The sequence below is a fragment of the Sphingomonas sp. Leaf208 genome, assembly GCF_001421415.1.
Lineage (GTDB): Bacteria > Pseudomonadota > Alphaproteobacteria > Sphingomonadales > Sphingomonadaceae > Sphingomonas.
The window spans coordinates 425,611-444,724 of sequence record NZ_LMKH01000035.1 but is presented as its reverse complement, the minus strand read 5'-3'; the positions used below and the strand labels follow the sequence as shown (position 1 = coordinate 444,724).

At 65.7% G+C, this 19,114-nt stretch carries 14 protein-coding genes; 6 read left to right on the top strand and 8 right to left on the bottom strand.

Annotation, left to right across the window (positions count from 1 at the left end):
• The first annotated feature begins 18 nt into the window (after positions 1–18).
• Entirely contained in the window at positions 19–1,131 is a 1,113-nt protein-coding gene (locus tag ASE69_RS17000) for a serine hydrolase (RefSeq protein ID WP_056489492.1), read from the top strand.
• 130 nt (positions 1,132–1,261) lie between these two features.
• On the opposite strand, the gene ASE69_RS16995 is transcribed toward ASE69_RS17000, so the two are convergent.
• The 5 genes from ASE69_RS16995 to hflK all read right to left on the bottom strand — a co-directional run bounded on the left by ASE69_RS16995 (position 1,262) and on the right by hflK (position 8,099).
• Positions 1,262–2,506 carry a M20 metallopeptidase family protein gene (locus ASE69_RS16995; RefSeq protein WP_056489184.1) on the bottom strand — a complete coding sequence of 415 codons (1,245 nt, stop codon included), beginning with the start codon at positions 2,504–2,506 and terminating at the stop codon, positions 1,262–1,264.
• Between the two features lie 171 nt (positions 2,507–2,677).
• Positions 2,678–4,333 (bottom strand): helicase HerA-like domain-containing protein, encoded by a 1,656-nt coding sequence (locus ASE69_RS16990; RefSeq protein WP_056489183.1) that lies wholly within the window; start codon positions 4,331–4,333, stop codon positions 2,678–2,680.
• A 110-nt stretch (positions 4,334–4,443) separates the two neighbouring features.
• Complete coding sequence (locus ASE69_RS16985) at positions 4,444–6,000, bottom strand: Do family serine endopeptidase (protein ID WP_056057567.1); 1,557 nt, start codon at positions 5,998–6,000, stop codon at positions 4,444–4,446.
• A gap of 102 nt (positions 6,001–6,102) precedes the next feature.
• Positions 6,103–6,969: a protease modulator HflC gene (gene hflC, locus ASE69_RS16980; protein WP_235518904.1), complete on the bottom strand. Its 867-nt coding sequence runs from the start codon at positions 6,967–6,969 to the stop codon at positions 6,103–6,105.
• Positions 6,966–8,099, bottom strand: a complete 1,134-nt coding sequence (gene hflK / locus ASE69_RS16975; RefSeq protein WP_056489180.1) for a protease modulator HflK — start codon at positions 8,097–8,099, stop codon at positions 6,966–6,968. The genes hflC and hflK overlap by 4 nt, the downstream gene beginning before the upstream one ends.
• A 70-nt stretch (positions 8,100–8,169) precedes the next feature.
• Here hflK and ASE69_RS16970 point away from each other — a divergent pair, with 70 nt between their 5' ends.
• From ASE69_RS16970 to ASE69_RS16955, 4 genes are all read left to right on the top strand, one after another.
• On the top strand, positions 8,170–9,120 hold the full coding sequence (locus ASE69_RS16970) for an Mrp/NBP35 family ATP-binding protein (protein WP_056489178.1): 951 nt from the start codon (positions 8,170–8,172) through the stop codon (positions 9,118–9,120).
• A 98-nt stretch (positions 9,121–9,218) separates the two neighbouring features.
• Entirely contained in the window at positions 9,219–9,650 is a 432-nt protein-coding gene (locus ASE69_RS16965; protein WP_056489176.1) for a CoA-binding protein, read from the top strand.
• 55 nt (positions 9,651–9,705) lie between these two features.
• On the top strand, positions 9,706–10,041 hold the full coding sequence (locus ASE69_RS16960; RefSeq protein WP_056489174.1) for a hypothetical protein: 336 nt from the start codon (positions 9,706–9,708) through the stop codon (positions 10,039–10,041).
• Positions 10,042–10,051: 10 nt separating this feature from the next.
• A complete protein-coding gene (locus ASE69_RS16955; protein WP_156362380.1) occupies positions 10,052–10,480 on the top strand; it encodes a hypothetical protein in 429 nt (142 codons plus the stop codon).
• Between the two features lie 327 nt (positions 10,481–10,807).
• Here ASE69_RS16955 and ASE69_RS16950 read toward each other — a convergent pair whose 3' ends face one another.
• Entirely contained in the window at positions 10,808–12,097 is a 1,290-nt protein-coding gene (locus tag ASE69_RS16950; RefSeq protein WP_056489170.1) for a homoserine dehydrogenase, read from the bottom strand.
• 91 nt (positions 12,098–12,188) lie between these two features.
• On the opposite strand from ASE69_RS16950, the gene ASE69_RS16945 reads away from it, so the two are divergent.
• Complete coding sequence (locus tag ASE69_RS16945) at positions 12,189–14,936, top strand: [protein-PII] uridylyltransferase (protein WP_056489168.1); 2,748 nt, start codon at positions 12,189–12,191, stop codon at positions 14,934–14,936.
• Between the two features lie 166 nt (positions 14,937–15,102).
• On the opposite strand, the gene ASE69_RS16940 is transcribed toward ASE69_RS16945, so the two are convergent.
• Positions 15,103–18,015 carry a TonB-dependent receptor gene (locus ASE69_RS16940; RefSeq protein WP_056489490.1) on the bottom strand — a complete coding sequence of 971 codons (2,913 nt, stop codon included), beginning with the start codon at positions 18,013–18,015 and terminating at the stop codon, positions 15,103–15,105.
• A gap of 546 nt (positions 18,016–18,561) precedes the next feature.
• Positions 18,562–19,092, bottom strand: coding sequence for a translation initiation factor IF-3 (gene infC, locus ASE69_RS16935; protein WP_031396176.1), 531 nt, complete (start codon positions 19,090–19,092; stop codon positions 18,562–18,564).
• Positions 19,093–19,114 lie beyond the last annotated feature (22 nt).

The window sequence follows — 19,114 nt, the reverse complement described above, 5'->3', positions numbered from 1 at the left end:
CAGGGCGTTCAAACCATCATGACATCGGCGAGTGCGTTCAAGCGTCTTTTGGCAACCGCCCTGTTCGGCACGGCGCTCGCCGGATGCGGATCGGCGTCGCGGCCGACCCCGCCTGCCGTCTCCCCGGTGCATCAGTCCGAGGGGTTCGTGTCGATCCCGGTGCCGCCGCCCCTGCCACGTACGCCGCGACCCGCGCCCGCCGGTCTCGTCAACGCGATCTCCGAACTGCAGAGCGGGTTCCAGGGCAAGGCTGGCATCGCGATACGCGCAGTCGACGATGGCTGGACGGTCGAGGCTGGCGGGCGGCAGTTGCTGCCGCAGCAGTCGGTCAGCAAGCTCTGGGTCGCGATGACCGTGATGGACCTGCGCGACCAGGGCAAGATCCGCCTCGACGAGCCGATCGTCGTGCGGCCGCAGGATCTGACGCTGTTCCACCAGCCGATCGCGATGCTGGTCAAGGGCGACGGCTACCGGACGACGGTCGGCGAGCTGCTGACGCGCGCGCTGACGCATAGCGACAATACTGCGAACGACCGGTTGCTCACGCGTGTCGGTGGGCCATCCGCGGTGCGGTCGATGATCGCGCGCAAACAACTCGGCGCGATCCGGTTCGGGCCGGGCGAGCGGTTGTTGCAGAGCGGCACGGCGGGGCTGGTCTGGCAGCCGTCCTACGCGGTCAATGGCGGTTTCATGACCGCGCGGAACCGGCTGTCGCCCGCGGTGCGCGAGGCTGCGCTGAACGCGTATGTGCGCAATCCGCCCGACGGTGCCGCGCCGATCGCGATCGCCGATGCGATTGCCCGGCTGGCGAAGGGCGACCTGTTGTCGGAGACCTCGACCAAGATCCTGCTCGACACGATGGGCCGCTCGGTCACTGGCCGCGCTCGCCTGCGCGCCGCGCTCCCGGGCGGCTGGGAGATCGCGCACAAGACCGGCACCGGCCAGGACCTCGGCCGCCGCAACGCAGGCTTCAACGACGTCGGCCTCCTCACCGCCCCCGATGGACGTCGGTATGGAATCGCAGTGTTGATCGGCGACACGATCCGGCCGATGCCCGAACGCCAGAAACTGATCCAGGCGGCTGCGGCGGCGGTGGCCAACTATGCGGGCACCACGCGCCCAAGAGGCTGAGTTTCTGCTCCCCTCCCTGAAAGGGAGGGGTCGGGGGTGGGTCGGCCAGTTTGACCCGCCGCCGTCTGGATCTGCGGACGCCGACCCACCCCCTGCCCCTCCCTTCCAGGGAGGGGAGCAACAGGCGCGCTCAGTCGAACCCGTTCGCCAGGAACCGCTCCGCCACCGCGCAGTGCATCGCGATCCCATGCGCCATCACGCGTTCGTCGATCGTCATCTTCGTGTTGTGCAGCGGCGGGTTGGTACCCGGATCGCTACCCTCGGGCGCGGCACCGATGAACGCCATCGCCCCGGGCAGCTTCTGCAGCACGTACGAGAAGTCCTCCGCGCCCATCATCGGCGGCATCACCTGATACGCGCCCTCGCCACCGATCGCGGTCGCACACGCCTTCATCAAATCGGTCGCGCGCTCGTCGTTTACCGTGACCGGATAGCCCTCCTCGATCGTCGGCATCCCGACCGCGCCGTGCGCGGCGGCGATGCCCTCGACCATGCGGATGAACGCCGCACGCACCTGCTCGCGCGTCCGCTCCGACAGCGTCCGCATCGTGCCGAGCATCTCGACGGTCGACGGGATGACGTTGTGCGCGGAGCCGGCGTTGAGCTTGGTAATCGACAGCACCGCGGGGTCGGTGACGGCGACCTGCCGCGCGACATAGGTCTGCAAGGCCGTGACGATCTCGCAGGCGATCGGCAGCGGATCGAGACAGTCGTGCGGCATCGCTGCGTGCCCCCCGCGCCCGGTGATCGTCGCACGCAGCGTGTCGGTCGACGCCATCAGCGTGCCCGCGCGGCTGACGACGTGGCCCATCGGCATGTTGGGCGAGATGTGCAGCGCGAAGCCCGCCTCGGGGAGCGGCGAGTCGAGCAAGCCGTCGGCTATCATGTGGCGAGCGCCATGATGCCCCTCCTCGCCCGGCTGGAACATGAAGACGACCGTGCCGGCCAGTTCGTCACGACGGGCGCAGAGCGCCTTCGCCGCGCCGACCAGCATCGCGGTATGCGAATCGTGCCCGCAGGCATGCATTGCGCCGTCGATCTTGGAGGCGAACGGCAGGCCGGTTTCCTCCTGCATCGGCAACGCGTCCATGTCGCCGCGGAGCAGTACCGTCCGCCCGTTGCCGCCGGCATTGCCGCCCCGCCCGCCGCGCAGGATCGCGACGAAGCCGGTGGTCGAAGTCCCCTCGCGGATTTCGAGCGGGAGCCCCGCGAGCGCCGCCTTCACCTTGTCCGAGGTACGGGGGCAGTGGAGGCCGACTTCGGGATCGGCGTGGATCGCGCGGCGGAGGGTGATCGCTTCGTCGAGGCTGTCCTCGCCGATGGCGGTCCAGTCGGTCGGGGCCCAGTCGGTAGTGGATTCGAAATCGAGGGACATCGGGAACTCCTGTTTAGCATTTGGGCCCCACCCCGGCGAAGGCCGGGGCCCAGTTGGGGAACAGCAGTAACGGCAGACGGCGCCCCGTTACATCGACCTTGCCAACTGGGCCCCGGCCTTCGCCGGGGTGGCGTTTGTGTGGGGCAGCCAGCCCCCGATCGCTGAGGCAGTCTACCCCCGGAATAGGCCGCCTAACACCCCACGCAGAACCGTGCCGACCAGGCCACCGCTAGACGACGACCGCCGCGACTTAGTCCCGAAGACCTGCTTGCCGATCTCGTTCGCGACCTGCCGGCCGATCGAAGAGCTCGCCGCGCGCGTCGCGGAGGTCGCCATCTTGGTCCAGGGCGAGTTCGCCGCCTCGCGGTCGGCCTCGCGGTCGGCCTCGCGCTGCTGGCGGTCCGCCTCGCGTTGGTCCGCAATGCGAGCGCGTTCCGCCTCTTTCGCGGCCTTGGCATCAAGCTTCGCCTGCGCCGCCGCGGCCTTATCCGCCTCGGTCGTCGCCTTCGCCTCCGCCGCCGCAGCGCTCGCCTCCTGCGTCTTCGCCGCCAGCAGCTCCTCCGCAGACTCGCGATCGACCAGCGTGTCATACTTCGCCCCGACCGCATCGGTCTCGATCATCACCTTCCGCTCGGCCGGCGTGATCGGCCCGACGCGCGAGGCAGGCGGCTTGATCAGCGTGCGCTCGACCGGCGTCGGCGCCCCATCCGCCTGAAGCAGCGACACAAGCGCCTCACCGACCTTCAGCTCGGTGATGATCATCGCGACGTCGACGCCGGGGTTCGCCCGGAACGTCTCCGCCGCGGAGCGCACCGCAGCCTGATCGCGCGGGGTAAACGCGCGCAACGCGTGCTGGACGCGGTTGCCCAGCTGTCCTGCGACGGTGTCGGGAACGTCGATCGGGTTCTGCGTGATGAAATACACGCCCACCCCCTTCGAGCGGATCAGGCGGACGACCTGTTCGATCTTCTCCAGCAGCGCCTTGGGCGCCTCGTCGAACAGCAGATGCGCCTCGTCGAAGAAGAAGCAGAGCACCGGCTTGTCGGGATCGCCGATCTCGGGGAGATGCTCGAACAGCTCGCTCATCAGCCACAGCAGGAACGTCGCGTACAGCTTCGGCGAGGCCATCAGTCTGTCCGCGGCAAGGACGTTGACGATCCCCCGCCCCTTGTCGTCGACGCCGATGAAGTCGTTCATCTCGAGCGCGGGCTCGCCGAAGAAATTCTCCGCACCCTGCGTGCGCAATTGGAGCAGCGATCGCTGGATCGCGCCGATCGACTGCTTCGAGACGTTGCCGTACGTCACCGTCAGCTCGTCCGCCCGCCCCGCGCATTCGGTCAGCATCGCCTGCAGGTCGTCGAGGTCGATCAGCAGCAGCCCTCCCTTGTCGGCGACGTGGAAGGCGATCGTCAGTACGCCCTCCTGCACATCGTTGAGGTCCATCAGCCGCGACAGCAGCAGCGGCCCCATCTCGCTGATCGTGGTGCGGATCGGATGGCCCTGCTCGCCGAACAGGTCCCAGAACTGCACGGGATTGTCGGCATAGGCCCAGCTATCGTCGCCGATCGCCTTGGCCCGCTCGGCAAACGTCGCGTGCGTCTTCGCGGTCGGCGACCCGGCCATCGCGAGGCCCGACAGGTCGCCCTTCACGTCGGCGACGAAGCACGGCACGCCGTTCGCGGAGAAGCCCTCGATGATTCCTTGCAACGTCACCGTCTTGCCGGTCCCGGTCGCGCCCGCGATCAGGCCGTGACGATTCGCACGCTTCAGCTCGAGCGTCTGGGGCTTGCCGTCCACGCTCGCGCCGATGAAGATGCCGTCGCCCATGATCTCGTCCTCGTTATCCGAAAGCGACCCTAACCCCGCACGCCAGAAAGAAAAAGGACCGCCGCTCGGGTGAGCAACGGTCCTTTTCGGTCAATCGTGTCGGTCGTGGATTACTTGATCTTGACCGGCAGGAACGTGGCCGGGCTGCGGCCGCGCTTGACCTGCAACAACACCTGCGGGCGACCGGCTGCCTTGGCGACGTTGACCGCGTTCTGGACGTCGACCGCGGTGCGCACGGGCGTACCGTTGACCGAGATGATGACGTCGCCGCGCTTGAGCTTGCCATACGCGTCGCTGGTCTGCGCGACCACGGCGATGACGACGCCCTGCGTGCTCGCCTCGACGCCGACCGCCTGCGCGATCGCCGGGGTCAGCGGCTGGACGCCGATGCCAAGTGCCGCGCCTGCCGTCGGTGCGGCGGGGGTAGCCGAATCGTCGCCGTCATCGCCGTCGTCACTGCCAAAGCCTTGGGCATCACCGCCGACCACCGCCGCCAGCTTGTCCGCACTTGGACGCGGCACGACGACCACATTGGCGACTACCGGCTTGCCGTTGCGCAGGATGTCGAGGCGAGCCGTCGCACCCGGCTTCACGTTCGAGACGAGGTAGGACAGCGACTGGTCGACCGTCACGGCCTGACCGTTCACCTTGGTCACGACGTCGCCCGCGCGCACGCCGGCCTTCGCCGCCGGGCCGCCGGCCGTCACGTCGTTGATCAGCTCACCCTGGTTCTTGGCGATGCCGAGTGCCGCGGCGGTATCCTCGTTGATCGTGCCGCCCGGCTGCAGCTGGACGCCGATATAGCCGCGCTCGATCGTGCCGCCCTTCATGAAGGTCGCGATGATCGGCTTGGCGACGGCCGCGGGGATTGCGAAGCCGATGCCGATATTGCCGCCCGACTGGCTGAAAATCTGCGAATTCACGCCGATCACGTTGCCGTTGAGATCGAACATCGGGCCACCCGAGTTGCCCTGGTTGATCGACGCATCGGTCTGGATAAAGCGGTCGTACGCGCCGCCCTGTCCCGTGACGCGGTTGATCGCCGAGACGATGCCCGCCGTGACGGTACCGCCGAGCCCGAACGGCTCGCCGATCGCGACGACCCAGTCGCCGACGCGCGCGCCGTTCGAATCGCCGAACTTCACGAACGGCAGGTTCGCCGCGTCGATCTTCAGCAGCGCGAGATCGGATTCCTGATCCTTGCCGATGACCTTGGCGACATATTCCTTCTTGTCGCTCAGCGTCACGGTGATCGAATCGACCGTCGCGCCCTGCGCGCCCGGCGAGATCACGTGGTTATTCGTGACGACATAGCCGTCCGGCGAGATCAGGAAGCCCGAACCGAGCGAGGCGCCTTCGCGCTTCACCGGCGCGCCACCCTGGCCGCCGCCGCCCATGCCGCCGAACAGGTCGCCGAACGGCGTGCCCGCGAACGGATTGGCCTGCTGCTTCTGGACGATCGTCTGCTTGGTCGAGATGTTGACGACCGCAGGCTGGAGACGCGCGACCATGTCGGCGAAGCTCATCGGCGCGCCGGGTTTCGGCGAGACCGCCTGGATCGCACCGGGTTCGTTCTGCGCGACCTGCGCGCCGCTCGGTTGGAGCGCGAGCGTCGCGGTCGCGCCGCCGAGGAGAAGAGCACTGGTAATGGCGTAGGCGTAACGCACTAGATGTTGTCCTCTCGTTTCATCAATCGAAACAGGTACCCCGTAGGGACGCCGTCCTGAATGATGCTTGAATATGAACAGGGGTTCAAAGGTTCCGCAGGCTCAACGCCCGCGGCCCTCGAATTCCCTCAGGTAACTATTGTTCGGCGACAGAATGATCGAGGTCGATCCTTCCGGTGCCGGGCCACCGTCGGCACCGAACGTGTGCCGGTACGACTGCATTGCGCGGTAGAAATCGTAGAAATCGGCGTCCTTGCCAAAGCTCTCGGCGTAGATCTTCGCCGAATCCGCATCCGCCTGCGCACGAACGATCTGTGCCTGCTTCTGGCCTTCGGCACGGATCGTGATCGCCTCCTGCTGACGCGCGCTCGACATGCGCTTGAGCGCGCTTTCGAGTGGCAGGCCGACGGGAAGATTCGCCTGCTTGATACGGACGTCGACGATCTCGACGCCGTACTGGCTGGCGACGCGCTGGAGACCCTTCTGGATATTGTCCATCAGCTCGGAACGCTCCGGGCTCAGCAATTCAACGAAGCGCCGCTTGCCGAGTTCGTTGCGCAGTGCCGAGCCGAGGATCGGGCGAAGCTGATCGGGAATCCGGTCCTCGCTGCCGACTGCGTTACGCATCTTGCGCGGATCGACGATCCGGTAGCGCGCGTACGCATCGACCTCGAGGCGAAGCTGGTCGGTCGACAGCACCAGCGTGTTGTCCAACTCCAGGTCCTGGACACGCTTGTCAATCCAGACGATCCGGTCGACGAACGGAATGCGGGCGATCAAGCCCGCGCCGGTCTGGCCGAACGGCGTATTGGGCTGCCATGCGTTGACGGTGCGGATCGGCTGGCCGAAGCGCAGGATCACCGCCTGCTTGGTCTCGGGGACGATCGCGAACGTCGATGCGGCGAGGATCACGAGCAGTAGCGCGATAATCCCTGCGACGATCGGGTTACGAAAACTCACGGCGTTCACTGGGCAGCTCCAGGCTGGGGGGCAGCCGCTGCCGCGGCAGGCGCTGGTGTCGACTGGACAGCCTCGGGGTTCGGCAGGCGCTTGGCATTCGAAAGCGGCAGATACGGCACCACCCCGCCCGGCGTCTCGACGATCGTCTTGTCGCTCTTGGCGAGCACCGCCTCCATCGTCTCGTAATACATGCGGCGACGCGTCACTTCCGGCGCAAGCTTATACTGCTCATATACCTTGTCGAACGATGCGGCCTCGCCTTGCGCGCGGGCCACGACCTGTTGCGCGTAGGAGCGCGACTGGTTGAGGTTGGCGATCGCCTCCTGTTGCGCGGCGGTGACGGCGTTGAAGTCCTCGACGATCCGGGCAGGCGCGGCGGCCTGCTTGATCGCGACACCCTGGATACGGACGCCGGACTTATAGTCGTTGAGGATCTGCTGGGTGAGATCGGCGACGCGCTGTTCGATGACCGTGCGGCCGGTGCCGATCGCCTGATCGAGGGTCGTCGTCGCGACCACCGCGCGCATCGCGCTCTCGGCGGCGGCGCGGACGGTGTCGTTTGGCTCGGCGAGCTGGAACACGTAATCGCGAGGATCCGAGATGTCCCAACGGACCGAATACGCCAGGTCGATGATGTTCTGGTCGCCCGTCAGCGTCAGGTTCTCGCCGTCACCGACGGGAAAATTGTCGGTACGGATCTTCTGCACGTCGACCACCGTCACGTCGGCGATCGGCGCGGGCATCGTCAGGCGAACGCCCGGATCGAGCGTACCGGCGTATTTGCCGAAATAGGTGACGACGCCGCGCTGCTGCGGGCCGATCTGGTGGACCGAGGTGAACAGGATCCAGACGACCGCGATGATCGCGACGCCGATCGCCCAGAGTGCGCGGGCGTTAGCGCCCGAGGGCAGGCCGCCGAAGCCGCCCGTGCCGCCACCGCCGCCGCCCGAGCCGCGCGCTTTACGCAGGAACTCGTCGAGCGCGGTCGGCTTGGCGGCAGGCTTGCGGCCACCTGGAGGTTGCGCCCAGGGATTACGCGGGCCGCTGTTACCGTCGTCGCCCGAGCCGCCCCAAGGGCCTTTCGGTGTTTCGGTGGCGAGGATATCGGGGCGCCGGAACCAGCGCGAGAAGATCGTCATACCAACCTTTATAGGTGTGCGCTGGCGGAAAAACAGTGCCAAGCGGCCTTAGCGGTCCTATCTGGCGCGGATGATCGACATCGAAGGCGTAAAGGCGGCGGTTGCTGCGGTAGCGGGCAAGCGGGCGACCGTCCGGCTAGAGGGAACCCGAGCAAGCATCATCATCGACGCAACCGGGCTCGACCCGCAAGCGCGCGATGCGCTGGAGGCGACCGTGCGGATGGCCGCGACCCAGCCCGGCATCTCCGAAGTACGGATCGCCGTAACAGCCGAACGCTCCACGCGAAGGCTCATCGCGGTCGCCAGCGGCAAGGGCGGCGTAGGCAAATCCACGCTCGCCGCCAATCTCGCCATCGCAATGTCGCGTGCGGGGCGCCGCGTCGGGCTCGTCGACGCCGATATTTACGGCCCGTCGCAGCCCCGGCTGATGAACGTCGAGGGCATCCGCCCGACCGCCAAGGACAAGGTCCTCGACCCCGTCCCTACCCCGTATGGTGTGCCGCTATTGTCGATGGGCCAGCTCGTCGAGCCGGGCAAGGCGATCGCGTGGCGCGGGCCGATGGCGGCGGGCGCGCTCGGCCAGTTGGTCGAGGCGGACTGGGGCGTGACCGATACGCTGGTGCTGGACCTCCCGCCCGGCACCGGCGACGTCCAGCTGACGATGGTCCAGAAATACCGGCCGGCGGGCGCGGTGATCGTCTCGACCCCGCAGGATCTCGCGCTGATCGATGCGCGTCGCGCGATCGACCTGTTCGAGAAGGCCGGCATCCCGATCATCGGCCTCGTCGAGAACATGGCCGGCTATATCTGCCCGCATTGCGGCGAGGCGTCGGACCCGTTCGGCAATGGTGGCGCAGAGGCGGCGGCGCGAGAACTCGGCATCCCGTTCCTCGGCCGCGTCCCGCTGACGATCTCGATTCGCACCGCGTCCGATGCCGGCACGCCACCCGCCTCGAACCCGGACGATATGATTTTCATGCCGATCGCAGCTCAGGTCGTCGCATGGCTCGGAAAACTGTGAAACCCGCAGGCCTGATCCACGTTGTCTGATTACCGGTCGTACCCGACGCGTAGAGTCGCGGTACGAGCGGACCAGGTTTATTCTCGCAGGAGGCATCGATGCCGTTGACCGCCGGTGCCGATATCAAGACGCTGCTCGAAAACGCGCGCACGATCGCGATGATCGGCGCCTCCGACCGTCCCGATCGTCCTTCCTACGGCGTGATGGCCAAACTGCAGGCGCATGGCTACCGCGTGATCCCGGTCAATCCGCAGATTACCGGCGAGCATGTCCATGGGGAGTTCGTTTTCCGAGACCTGTCGCAACTCGGCGACCCGATCGACATCGTCGACATCTTCCGCAACTCGGCGGCTGCTGGCGAAGCGGTCGATCAGGCGATTGCAGCAGGTGCGAAGGCCGTCTGGATGCAGCTCGGCGTGGTCAACGAAGAGGCCGCGGCACGCGCCGAAGCCGCCGGCCTCCAAGTCGTGATGGACCGCTGCCCGGCGATCGACATTCCCCGGCTCGGAGTTGCCAAGATCGAGCAATGACGCTTGCCCTCCCCGGCGAACGCGGCCAGTCTGCGTGTCTGTGCGGGAGGCACCGATGCTCGCGATGCTGCTGTCGATACTGATCGAAGACCCGCTGATGGCAACTGCCAAGGCCCGAATGGCGGCCGAGCAACCCTGTATCCAGAGCGCGGACGAGACCGACATTACCGTCTGCGGTATGCGCACCGCCGATCGGTTCCGCGTGCCGCTCGTGGTCCATGAAGCGGGCGACCCAAAGCACGAGAGCGTCCGCAACGAGCGTACCCGCCTGCTCAATCGCACCTCCCCGCTCGCCGATCTCAGCCCGTTCCAGGTTGGCGGCGGGATGGCAGGCGTCACCATGACGGTCGGCGGCGAAGGCGGCACGTCGTTCCGCAAGCCCGCACCGTAAGGACCTGATCATGTTCGCCATAATCCTGTCCGCGCTCCTCCAGGCGTCCGCCACCACCGTTGCGCCTGCGGCGCCGCCAGTGCCGGAGCGCTTCTCGATCCTGGTCGACCCGTGCGCGACGCAGACGCGGAACGGGAACGAGGTCGTCGTCTGCGGCAAATCCGCGACGACCACGCCCCGCCTGCCGATGCGCGACGATCGCGGCCCGTCCGATCACGCGGTTGCCTCCAACCCCAACCTCAGCGCCGTCCGCGCTTTGGAATTGTCGGATACACCATGTGCAGCGCGACAGGGAGGATGCCAGGTCGGCTTCGGCCCACCAATCGCCCCGATCGCGAAAGCCGCGGTAGGGTTGATCAAGAGCGCCCTCGCCAAGAAACCCGACAAGCGCGACCGCATGCCGATCGATCTCGACGGCCCCGTCGGCACGGTGAATTAGGCGGCAGGCAGAAGCCGTACCATTCAAGCGCGTATCGACATGCTGGATGGAGTCGGTGAACTAAGTCTTCTCAACACGCTTCGCCGTAATCGCCCGGCCGATGTTTCCCCGCGAAGGCGGGGCCCCAGTCTGGACTCCCGCCTTCGCGGGAGAACAGGGAGGTGGTTGCCTCGCTGTCCTCCACCCCGGCGAAGGCCGGGGCCCAGTTGGGAGACGGCGCTAACGAGGCGCGCGCGTCCTTACTGCGACCTTTCCAACTGGGCCCCGGCCTCCGCCGGGGTGGTAGCCTTTAGACGGGTGTGGCAGTCATTACCGGTCGCTCTCGCCTCAATCCAGAATATGCATCCACATCGGCTGCCCCACGAGACTCTGCGATCCCCGCAGCTTCTCCAGCGCCTGCGCGATCGAGCGTTCCGGGCTCTCGTGCGTCACGATCGCGACGAGAACGCTGCCGTCCGCAATCGCCCCGCGCTGGATCAGGCTCTCGATCGAGACGCCCGCGTCCCGCATCGCTGCAGCGATCTCCGCCAGCACCCCGACCCGATCCGCCACGGTGAAGCGCAGATACGCACGCCCCCGCCGCTCGCCGCTGTCCGCCTTGGGTGCCGCCGTAAGCGAGACGACCGGCATCGCGAACGGCGGGCCGAACTCGCCGCGCGCGATGTCGATCAGGTCGGCGACCACCGCGCTCGCGGTCGGACCATCGCCCGCCCCCGCACCCTGGAACAACAGGCGACCGACGAAATTACCCTCCGCCACGACCGCGTTGAGCGAGCCGGTAACGTGCGCCAACGGGTGATCGATCGGCACCAGATGCGGATGGACGCGCTGGAACAGTCCGTCCGCGCCCGCTTCCGCCAACCCGAGCAGCCGCACGCGATATCCCAAAGCCGCCGCCTCGGCGATGTCCGCACCCAACAGATGCCGGATACCGCTGATCGCAACGTCGTCGAACGCCGGCTGCGTCCCGAACGCGACCGCCGCCAGGATCGACAGCTTGTGCGCCGCATCGACGCCGTCGATGTCGAAGCTCGGATCGGATTCCGCAAACCCCAGCGCCTGCGCCTCGGCGAGAACCTCGGCGAAATCGCGCCCTTCCGATTCCATCTTCGAGAGGATGAAATTGCAGGTACCGTTCAGGATCCCATAAACGCGCGCGATCTCGTTCGCCGCAGCACCTTCCCGCAGCCCCTTGATGACCGGGATGCCGCCCGCGACAGCCGCCTCGAATTTCAGCGCGACACCTGCCCCTTCGGCTGCCTGCGCGAGTTCGAGCCCGTGATGCGCGATCATCGCCTTGTTCGCGGTGACGAAACTCCGCCCCGCCCCCAGCGTGCTCCGCGCGAGCGTCAGCGCCGGACCATCGGAACCCCCGATCAACTCGACCACGACGTCCGCCCCCGGCTGTTTCGCCAGCGCGGTCGTGTCGTCGACCCACGCGAACCGCGACAGATCGACGCCGCGATCCTTGCCGCGATCACGCGCGGAGACCGCGACGATCTCGATCTCGCGCCCGGCCCGCCGCGCGATTAACTCGCGGTTCGCATCCAGCAATCGGATAACCCCGCCGCCAACGGTCCCCAGGCCCGCAAGGGCCACGCGCAATGGTTCGCTCATTTTCGTCCTCCACTCGCGCGTCCGGTTACGTTTCGCGGACGTTTTGCGCAATCCTGATGACGCACGTTCCAGGTGCCCCTATCTGAGCGTCATGTCCGGCCGCTTCGATCACCTCCCCAACCGTCGCACGATCATCGATCGCCGCGCCGTCGCCGAAACCATCGCCGCGTTGGAGGGCGTCGACCCGACCGCGCTCCGCCGCGACGCAACCACGCTGCTGAAGGCAGCGCTGGAGAAAGGTCGGGTAGAAGTCGAACGTCGTCTCGTCGAACACCCATCGCGCGGATTGGAAGCATCGAGTGCGCAGGCATATCTGATCGACGCGCTGCTCCGCATCCTGTTCGATTTCACGACGCAGCGGCTCTACCCCCTGCCTAATCCCACCTCGGGCGAGCGCCTCACGCTGATCGCGGTCGGCGGTTACGGCCGCGCGGAAATGGCACCGCACTCGGACGTCGATATCGGCTTCCTGACCCCCGGCAAGCAGACGCCCTGGGCCGAGCGCGTGATCGAATCGATGCTCTATGCGCTATGGGATCTCGGGCTGAAGCTCGGCCAGTCCAGCCGCTCGCTCGACGAAATGGTCCGCCAGGCCAAGAGCGACGTCACCGTCCGCACCGCGCTGCTCGAGGCACGCTACGTCTGCGGCGATACCGAACTGTACGAGCAGGCGTCGCACCGCTTTAAGACCGAGGTCCAGGCGGACACCGCGCGCACCTTCATCGCCGACAAACTCGCCGAACGCGACGCGCGGCACCGGAAGATGGGCGACACGCGCTATGTCGTCGAACCCAACGTCAAGGAGGGCAAGGGCGGCCTGCGCGATCTCCACGCGTTGTTCTGGATCGGCAAATACATCTACGACGTCCAGCGCGCCGCCGAACTGGTCGAGGTCGGGCTGTTCACCAAGGCTGAATATCGCCTATTCCACCGCGCCGACAATTTCTTCCAGGCGGTACGCTGCCACCTCCACAGCATCACGGGCCGCGCTGAAGATCGCCTGACGTTCGACCTGCAACGCGAAATCGCCGACCGGATGCGGTTCTCCGACCGACCGGGGAAGTCGAAGGTCGAGCGGTTCATGCAGTTCTACTTCCTGCAGGCCAAGACCGTCGGCACGCTCAGCGGCGTCTTCCTCGCGCATCTCGACGAGAAATTCGCGGCGCGGGGCCGGCGTTTCGGGTTGCCCACGATTCGACGCTCTCCGCGCAAGCTCAACGGCTTCGTGCTCGATCGCGGGCGGCTCGCACTGCCGAGCGACGACTTCTTCCGGGCCGATCCCGAACGCCTGATCGAGATCTTCCAGCTCGCCGACAAGCACGGCGTCGAGATCCACCCGCTGGCAATGCGCGCCGCCGCGCGGGATGCCAAGCTGGTCGACGACGTCCGCAACAGCCCGACGGCGAACGCGCTGTTCCTCGACGTGCTGGCCTCGCCCCGCGATCCCGAACTCGTGCTGCGCTGGATGAACGAGGCGGGCGTATTCGGCCGGTTCGTGCCCGATTTCGCGCGCGTCGTCGCGCAGATGCAGTTCGACATGTACCATCACTATACCGTCGACGAGCACACCATCCGCGCGATCGGCTTGCTCGCGCGGATCGAGAACGGCACGCTGAAGGAGGACCATCCGCTCGCCAGTGCGATCTTCGAACAGATCGTGTCGCGGCGTGCGCTGTACGTTGCGGTCTTGCTTCACGACATCGCCAAAGGCCGCGGCGGCGATCATTCGATCCTCGGCGCGGAGGTGGCGCAGCGTTTGTGCCCACGCTTCGGCCTGACGCCTGCCGAAACCGAGACCGTCGCCTGGCTGGTGCGCTGGCACCTGCTGATGTCCGCCACCGCGTTCAAGCGCGACCTCAGCGACTTCAAGACGATCCTCGATTTCTGCGACGTGGTGCAAAGCCCCGAGCGCCTCCGCCTGCTGCTCACGCTAACGATCGTCGACATCCGCGCGGTCGGGCCGGGCGTGTGGAACGGCTGGAAACGCCAGTTGCTCGGCGACCTCTACGAATCGGCCGAGGAAGTCCTGCGGTTGGGCCATAAGCAAAAGGGTCGCGCCGAGCGGATCGCGGCCAAGCAGCAGCATTTGCGGGACGCGCTAGGCTGGAGCGAGGAATCGTTCGCGACGCTCGTTCACCGGCTCCCCGAAGCCTATTGGATTGCCGAACCCGAAGACGTTCTGGCGCACAACGCCCGCTTTCTGGCGACCACGGGCGACGCGCAGCTCGCGATCGACGCGCATGTCTATCCCGGTCGCGGCGCGACCTTGGTGACGATCTACGCCGCCGATCATCCTGGGTTGTTCTACCGCATCGCAGGCGCGATCCACGTCGCCGGCGGCAACATCATTGATGCGCGCATTCATACCACGCGCGACGGGATGGCCGTCGACAACTTCCTCGTGCAGGATCCGTTCGGGCGGCCGTTCGACGAGTCCGGGCAGCTTTCGCGCCTGAAGACCGCGATCGAGGACGCGCTCGCCAACCGCGGCAAGCTTGCCGACCGTCTCGTCGCGAAACCGCTGCCGCGCACGCGTGCGGAGGCGTTTGATATCGTGCCGAATGCGCTGGTCGACAACAAGGCCTCGAACCGGTTCACCGTGGTCGAGGTCAATGCGCGAGATCGGCCGGCGCTGCTGAACCAGCTCGCCAACGCGCTGTTCCAATCGAAGGTGACGATCCACTCGGCGCACGTCGCGACCTATGGCGAGCGGGCCGTGGATACCTTCTACGTCACCGACCTGACCGGCGATCGGATCACCCAGCCCGCGCGGTTAAGGACGCTGGAGCGGCGCCTGCTGGCGGCGGCGGCAGGCGAAGAGATCGATCTGGCCGCTTAGCGCGCTTCCGGTTCTCCCGCGAGGACAGGAGTCCAGGGTAACAGAGCGTAGCGCCTGTAATCCTGGGCCCCTGCGTTTGCAGGAGAACCGGGGTTTTCAGGGAGCACGAGCACGAAAAAGCCGGCCCGCAGCGAACTGCGCGCCGGCTTTTCATTCAATCACCCGATCAGAAGCGCGAGCGCAGCGTCAGGCCGTAGGTGCGTGGCTCGGCGAGGAATGCCGAGTAGAGCGCGTTGCCGGTGCCACCATAGGCTGCGACGTTGGCCGACGACCCGGCACCCTGGAACGGCGTGTTGAACGCGACCTGGATGTAGTTCTTGTTGAACACATTCTGTGCCCAGAACTCGAGTGCCCAAGCCTGGTCCTTGCCGCGCAGGCCAACGCGGGCATTCACCACGGCGAAGCCGTCCTGCTTCTTCTCCGGCGCCAGATCGGAACCAGTATTATAGTCCGACGACAGGCGGCTATCGACATAGATCAGCCCCGACATGCCGTTCGAGCCGAGATCCGGTGTCCAGGCGAACGACGTCGTGACGACGTTCTTGGGGGCGTTCGACAACTGGCTGCCCGGCAGCAGGAAGAGTGCGCGGTCGAGCGGCTCGCCGGTGGTCGAGCTGCCGATCAGGTTCTTGCGGAAATGGGTATCCGCATAGGTATAGCCTGCCGTGAACGTGACCTGCTTGATCGGCGACATCGTCGCTTCCAGCTCGACGCCCTGTGAGATCACGCCCGGCTTCTTCGAACGGTTGGTTGGGCACCCTCCGGTCTGCGCACCAGTGACCGGATTGAACCCGTTGTCGCTATCGAGGCCGCCCAGGCTGTCCTTGCACGCTTCGATGTTCTGCACGACGAAGATCGAGCCGTTAAAGGTGTTGAGCTGGAAGTCGGTGAACTCCTCGCGGAACGCCGCGACGTTGAACGTGAAGCCGCGCGTGTTGAACTTCGCCCCGAGCTCGTAATTGTTCACCTTCTCGGCGTTGAAGCGCAGGCCCGGTGCGTCGGCATTGGTCCGCGGCGTGAGCACGCCGTTTACCCCGCCGAGATCCGAACGGTCGAGGTTGTAGCCGCCCGCCTTGTAGCCCTTGGCGAACGACGCGTAGGTCAGCAGCTTGGTGAACGGCTTCCACGACAGGACCGCCGTGCCGGTGAACTCGCCGTCGCCGAAGCTGTCGTTGAGGCTGAGCGCGTTCAACGCCGGGCTGGAGTTGCCGGTGCAGGTCAAGGTCACGATGCCCTGCGCGAACGCCGTGGCGCCGCTCTGCGACTGCGTGAGGGGAGCGAGAGCCGCCTGCTGGATCGGGCAGACCGTGTTGTTGTTGTTGAACTTCGCGTTGAACTTCTTCGTTTCGTGCGTGTAGCGAAGACCGCCGGTCAGCGACAACGTGTCGGTCAGATGCAGGATGTTGTGTGTGAAGAACGCGTAGTTCTCGCTCTTCTGGCGATAGATCGAGCCGGAGTCGCCGACGTTGTTGACCCCGCCACCGAGACCGACCCCACCGGTCAAGCGATCGAGCGCCGACGTGATCAGGCCGCCAGCCGGGCCAAAGGCGCCGGCAATTGTCGCGCGTCCGGCCGCGCTCATGCAGCCTGGGTTGTTCTGGTTCTGCAGCACGGCATTCGGGCTGACCGTTGCGACGAGGCGGCAGGCAGCAAACTGCCCGTATTGCGCGCCGAAGACGACGTTATCGACCAGCTTCAGTTTCTCGTTCGAGTAGAAGCCGCCGACCAGCCAGTCGAGCTTGTCGTTGAACAGCGAACCTTGGAGGCGCGCTTCCTGCGTGAAGGTCTTGAACTGGCGGTAGGCATTGCCGTCCGCCGCACGGTGCGTGAGGTCGACATTGGTATAATCGACATCGCCCGCATTGCCCGACTTGTACTGGCGATACGCAGTGATCGACGTCAACGTCGCGCCACCGAGATCCCAGTCGGCCTGCAGCGAGCCGCCGTAATCCTTGGTCGTATTCCGGAAGGTCTGGCCGGGCGTGATTGCGACGTCGCGGCTGAACGGATCAGGCGTGTTGCCGGCTAGCGGGAACACCGCGCCCTGGCGCCGCAGGATGTCGACGATGCGGTTCGTCGTGTTGTTCGTGACCGCGCCATCGGTGTTGACAGTGGCGAAGAACGGCGCGACGCCGGCTGCGTTCGGGGTGGGATCGGTTGTCTCGACCTGGTTGTAATAGACCGCACCGCAGCAGCTTTCCTTGCGGTGCGAATAATCGCCGATCAGGCGGAAGCTCAGGGTATCGGTCGGCTTGAACAGCAACTGGCCGCGGACGAAATACCGATCGCGGTCGTTGACGCGGCTCTCGCTGCCGTTGGCTGCCGTGACGTTCTTGTAGAAGCCGTTGCGATTCACGTAGACGCCGTCGACCCGGAAGGCGAGCGTGTCGGCGATCAGCGGCCCGGTGATGCCGCCTGCAAGCCGCTTCTGGTCGTAATTGCCGTAAGTCGCCTCGGCGTTGCCATGCCAGTCGAACTCGGGCGACCGTGTGATGATATTGATGAGACCTGCAGAAGCGTTGCGCCCGAACAATGTGCCCTGCGGTCCGCGAAGAACTTCGACGCGGTCGATCTCGCCCAGTTCGTTGAGACCGACGCCGGTGCGGCTGCGATAGACACCGTCGATGAAGACCGCGACCGAGCTTTCGAGGCCGGGATTGTCGCCGACCGTACCGATTCCGCGAATACGCGCGGACGCGTTCGATTCGTTACCGGTCGACGAGATCAGCAACGACGGCGCAAGCTGGTTGAGCGAGCGGATGTCACTGCCGCCCGAATTCTGAAGCGCTTCCTGACCGACCGCCGAAACCGCGATTGGCACGTTCGACAAACGCTCGGAACGGCGCGTCGCGGTGATGACGATGTCGCTGGCGTTACCCTGAATCCCGGCGTTGGCACTTGCCGCCCGCGTGGTGTCGGCGTCCGTTGCAGCGTTAGTCTGACCGGCAACCGATGCGTTGGCAGTACCCTGCGAGGGCGAAGCCTGCGCTTCGACGGTGGACGTCGCCTGTTGCGCGAATGCCGGCGTGACGATGGCCGCAGTCGCGACGGCGGACAACAGATATGCGGTCATACGCATCGGCATTCTCTCCCTGACGTGTTCGAATGTTTTCGAACTTATGGTTTGGCCGTTAGGTAGAGATATTCCACCCTTCACGTCTAGCGATTTCCGCATACGGAAATCTATTTTTGAACATTGTGTCTCCAAACCGCCACATAGTACAAACAGCAAACCCTAGTTTCAAATTGAAACTTGGTTGCCATGGGCCCGCGCGACCCGGGAGTGCTGGGTTCGGCTGGAAGACAGGAAATAGCGCTGCATTCTGAGCACCGGCCGTGGATACGAACCATCCGTCGGCTACTTGGAAAGGGAATTTGAGCAATTCCGGCCTATCGAACGAGGCTTCTCAGGTTGCGCATCCGGCAACCCGCCTCACCGGTAGGAGGGAAGCCCGCACATCCCGTTTGAACCAATGCATACGGCCCCGGAATCTCACAGGAGCCGGAAGTCGGGCGCTAGATGCGAGCAACCAGACACCCAGTACCGACAAACAAAAAAGGCTGGCCAGTCCATCAGGACTGACCAGCCTCAAATCTCGTGGTAGCGGCCTAAGCCGCTACGCCATCACTTCGGTGCGAGCACCATCAGCATCTGGCGGCCTTCCATGCGGGGATACGCCTCAATCTTGGCGATCTCCGCGACGTCGTCTTGGACGCGCTTCAACAGGTTCATGCCGAGCTGGCCGTGGCTGAGTTCGCGACCGCGGAAGCGCAGCGTGATCTTGACCTTGTCGCCCTCGCCGATGAAGTCGTTCACCTTCTTCATCTTCGTGTCGTAGTCATGGTCGTCAATGTTCGGACGCATCTTGATCTCCTTGATCTCCTGCGTCTTCTGCGACTTGCGTGCGAGGTTCGCCTTCTTCTGCGCCTCGTACTTGAACTTGCCAACATCGAGGAACTTGGCGACGGGCGGATCGGCGTTAGGCGACACTTCGACCAGGTCGAGGCCATGCTCGGCTGCCTGCTCGATCGCTTCGCGCGTGTACATCACGCCCAGATTCTCGCCCTCGTGATCGATCACGCGGACCTTCTGGCTCTGGATGAATTCGTTGAATCGCGGGCCGTTCATTGCGGGCGTCTGCATCGGCCGGCGCATCGTGGGAGGACGTATGGGGTTT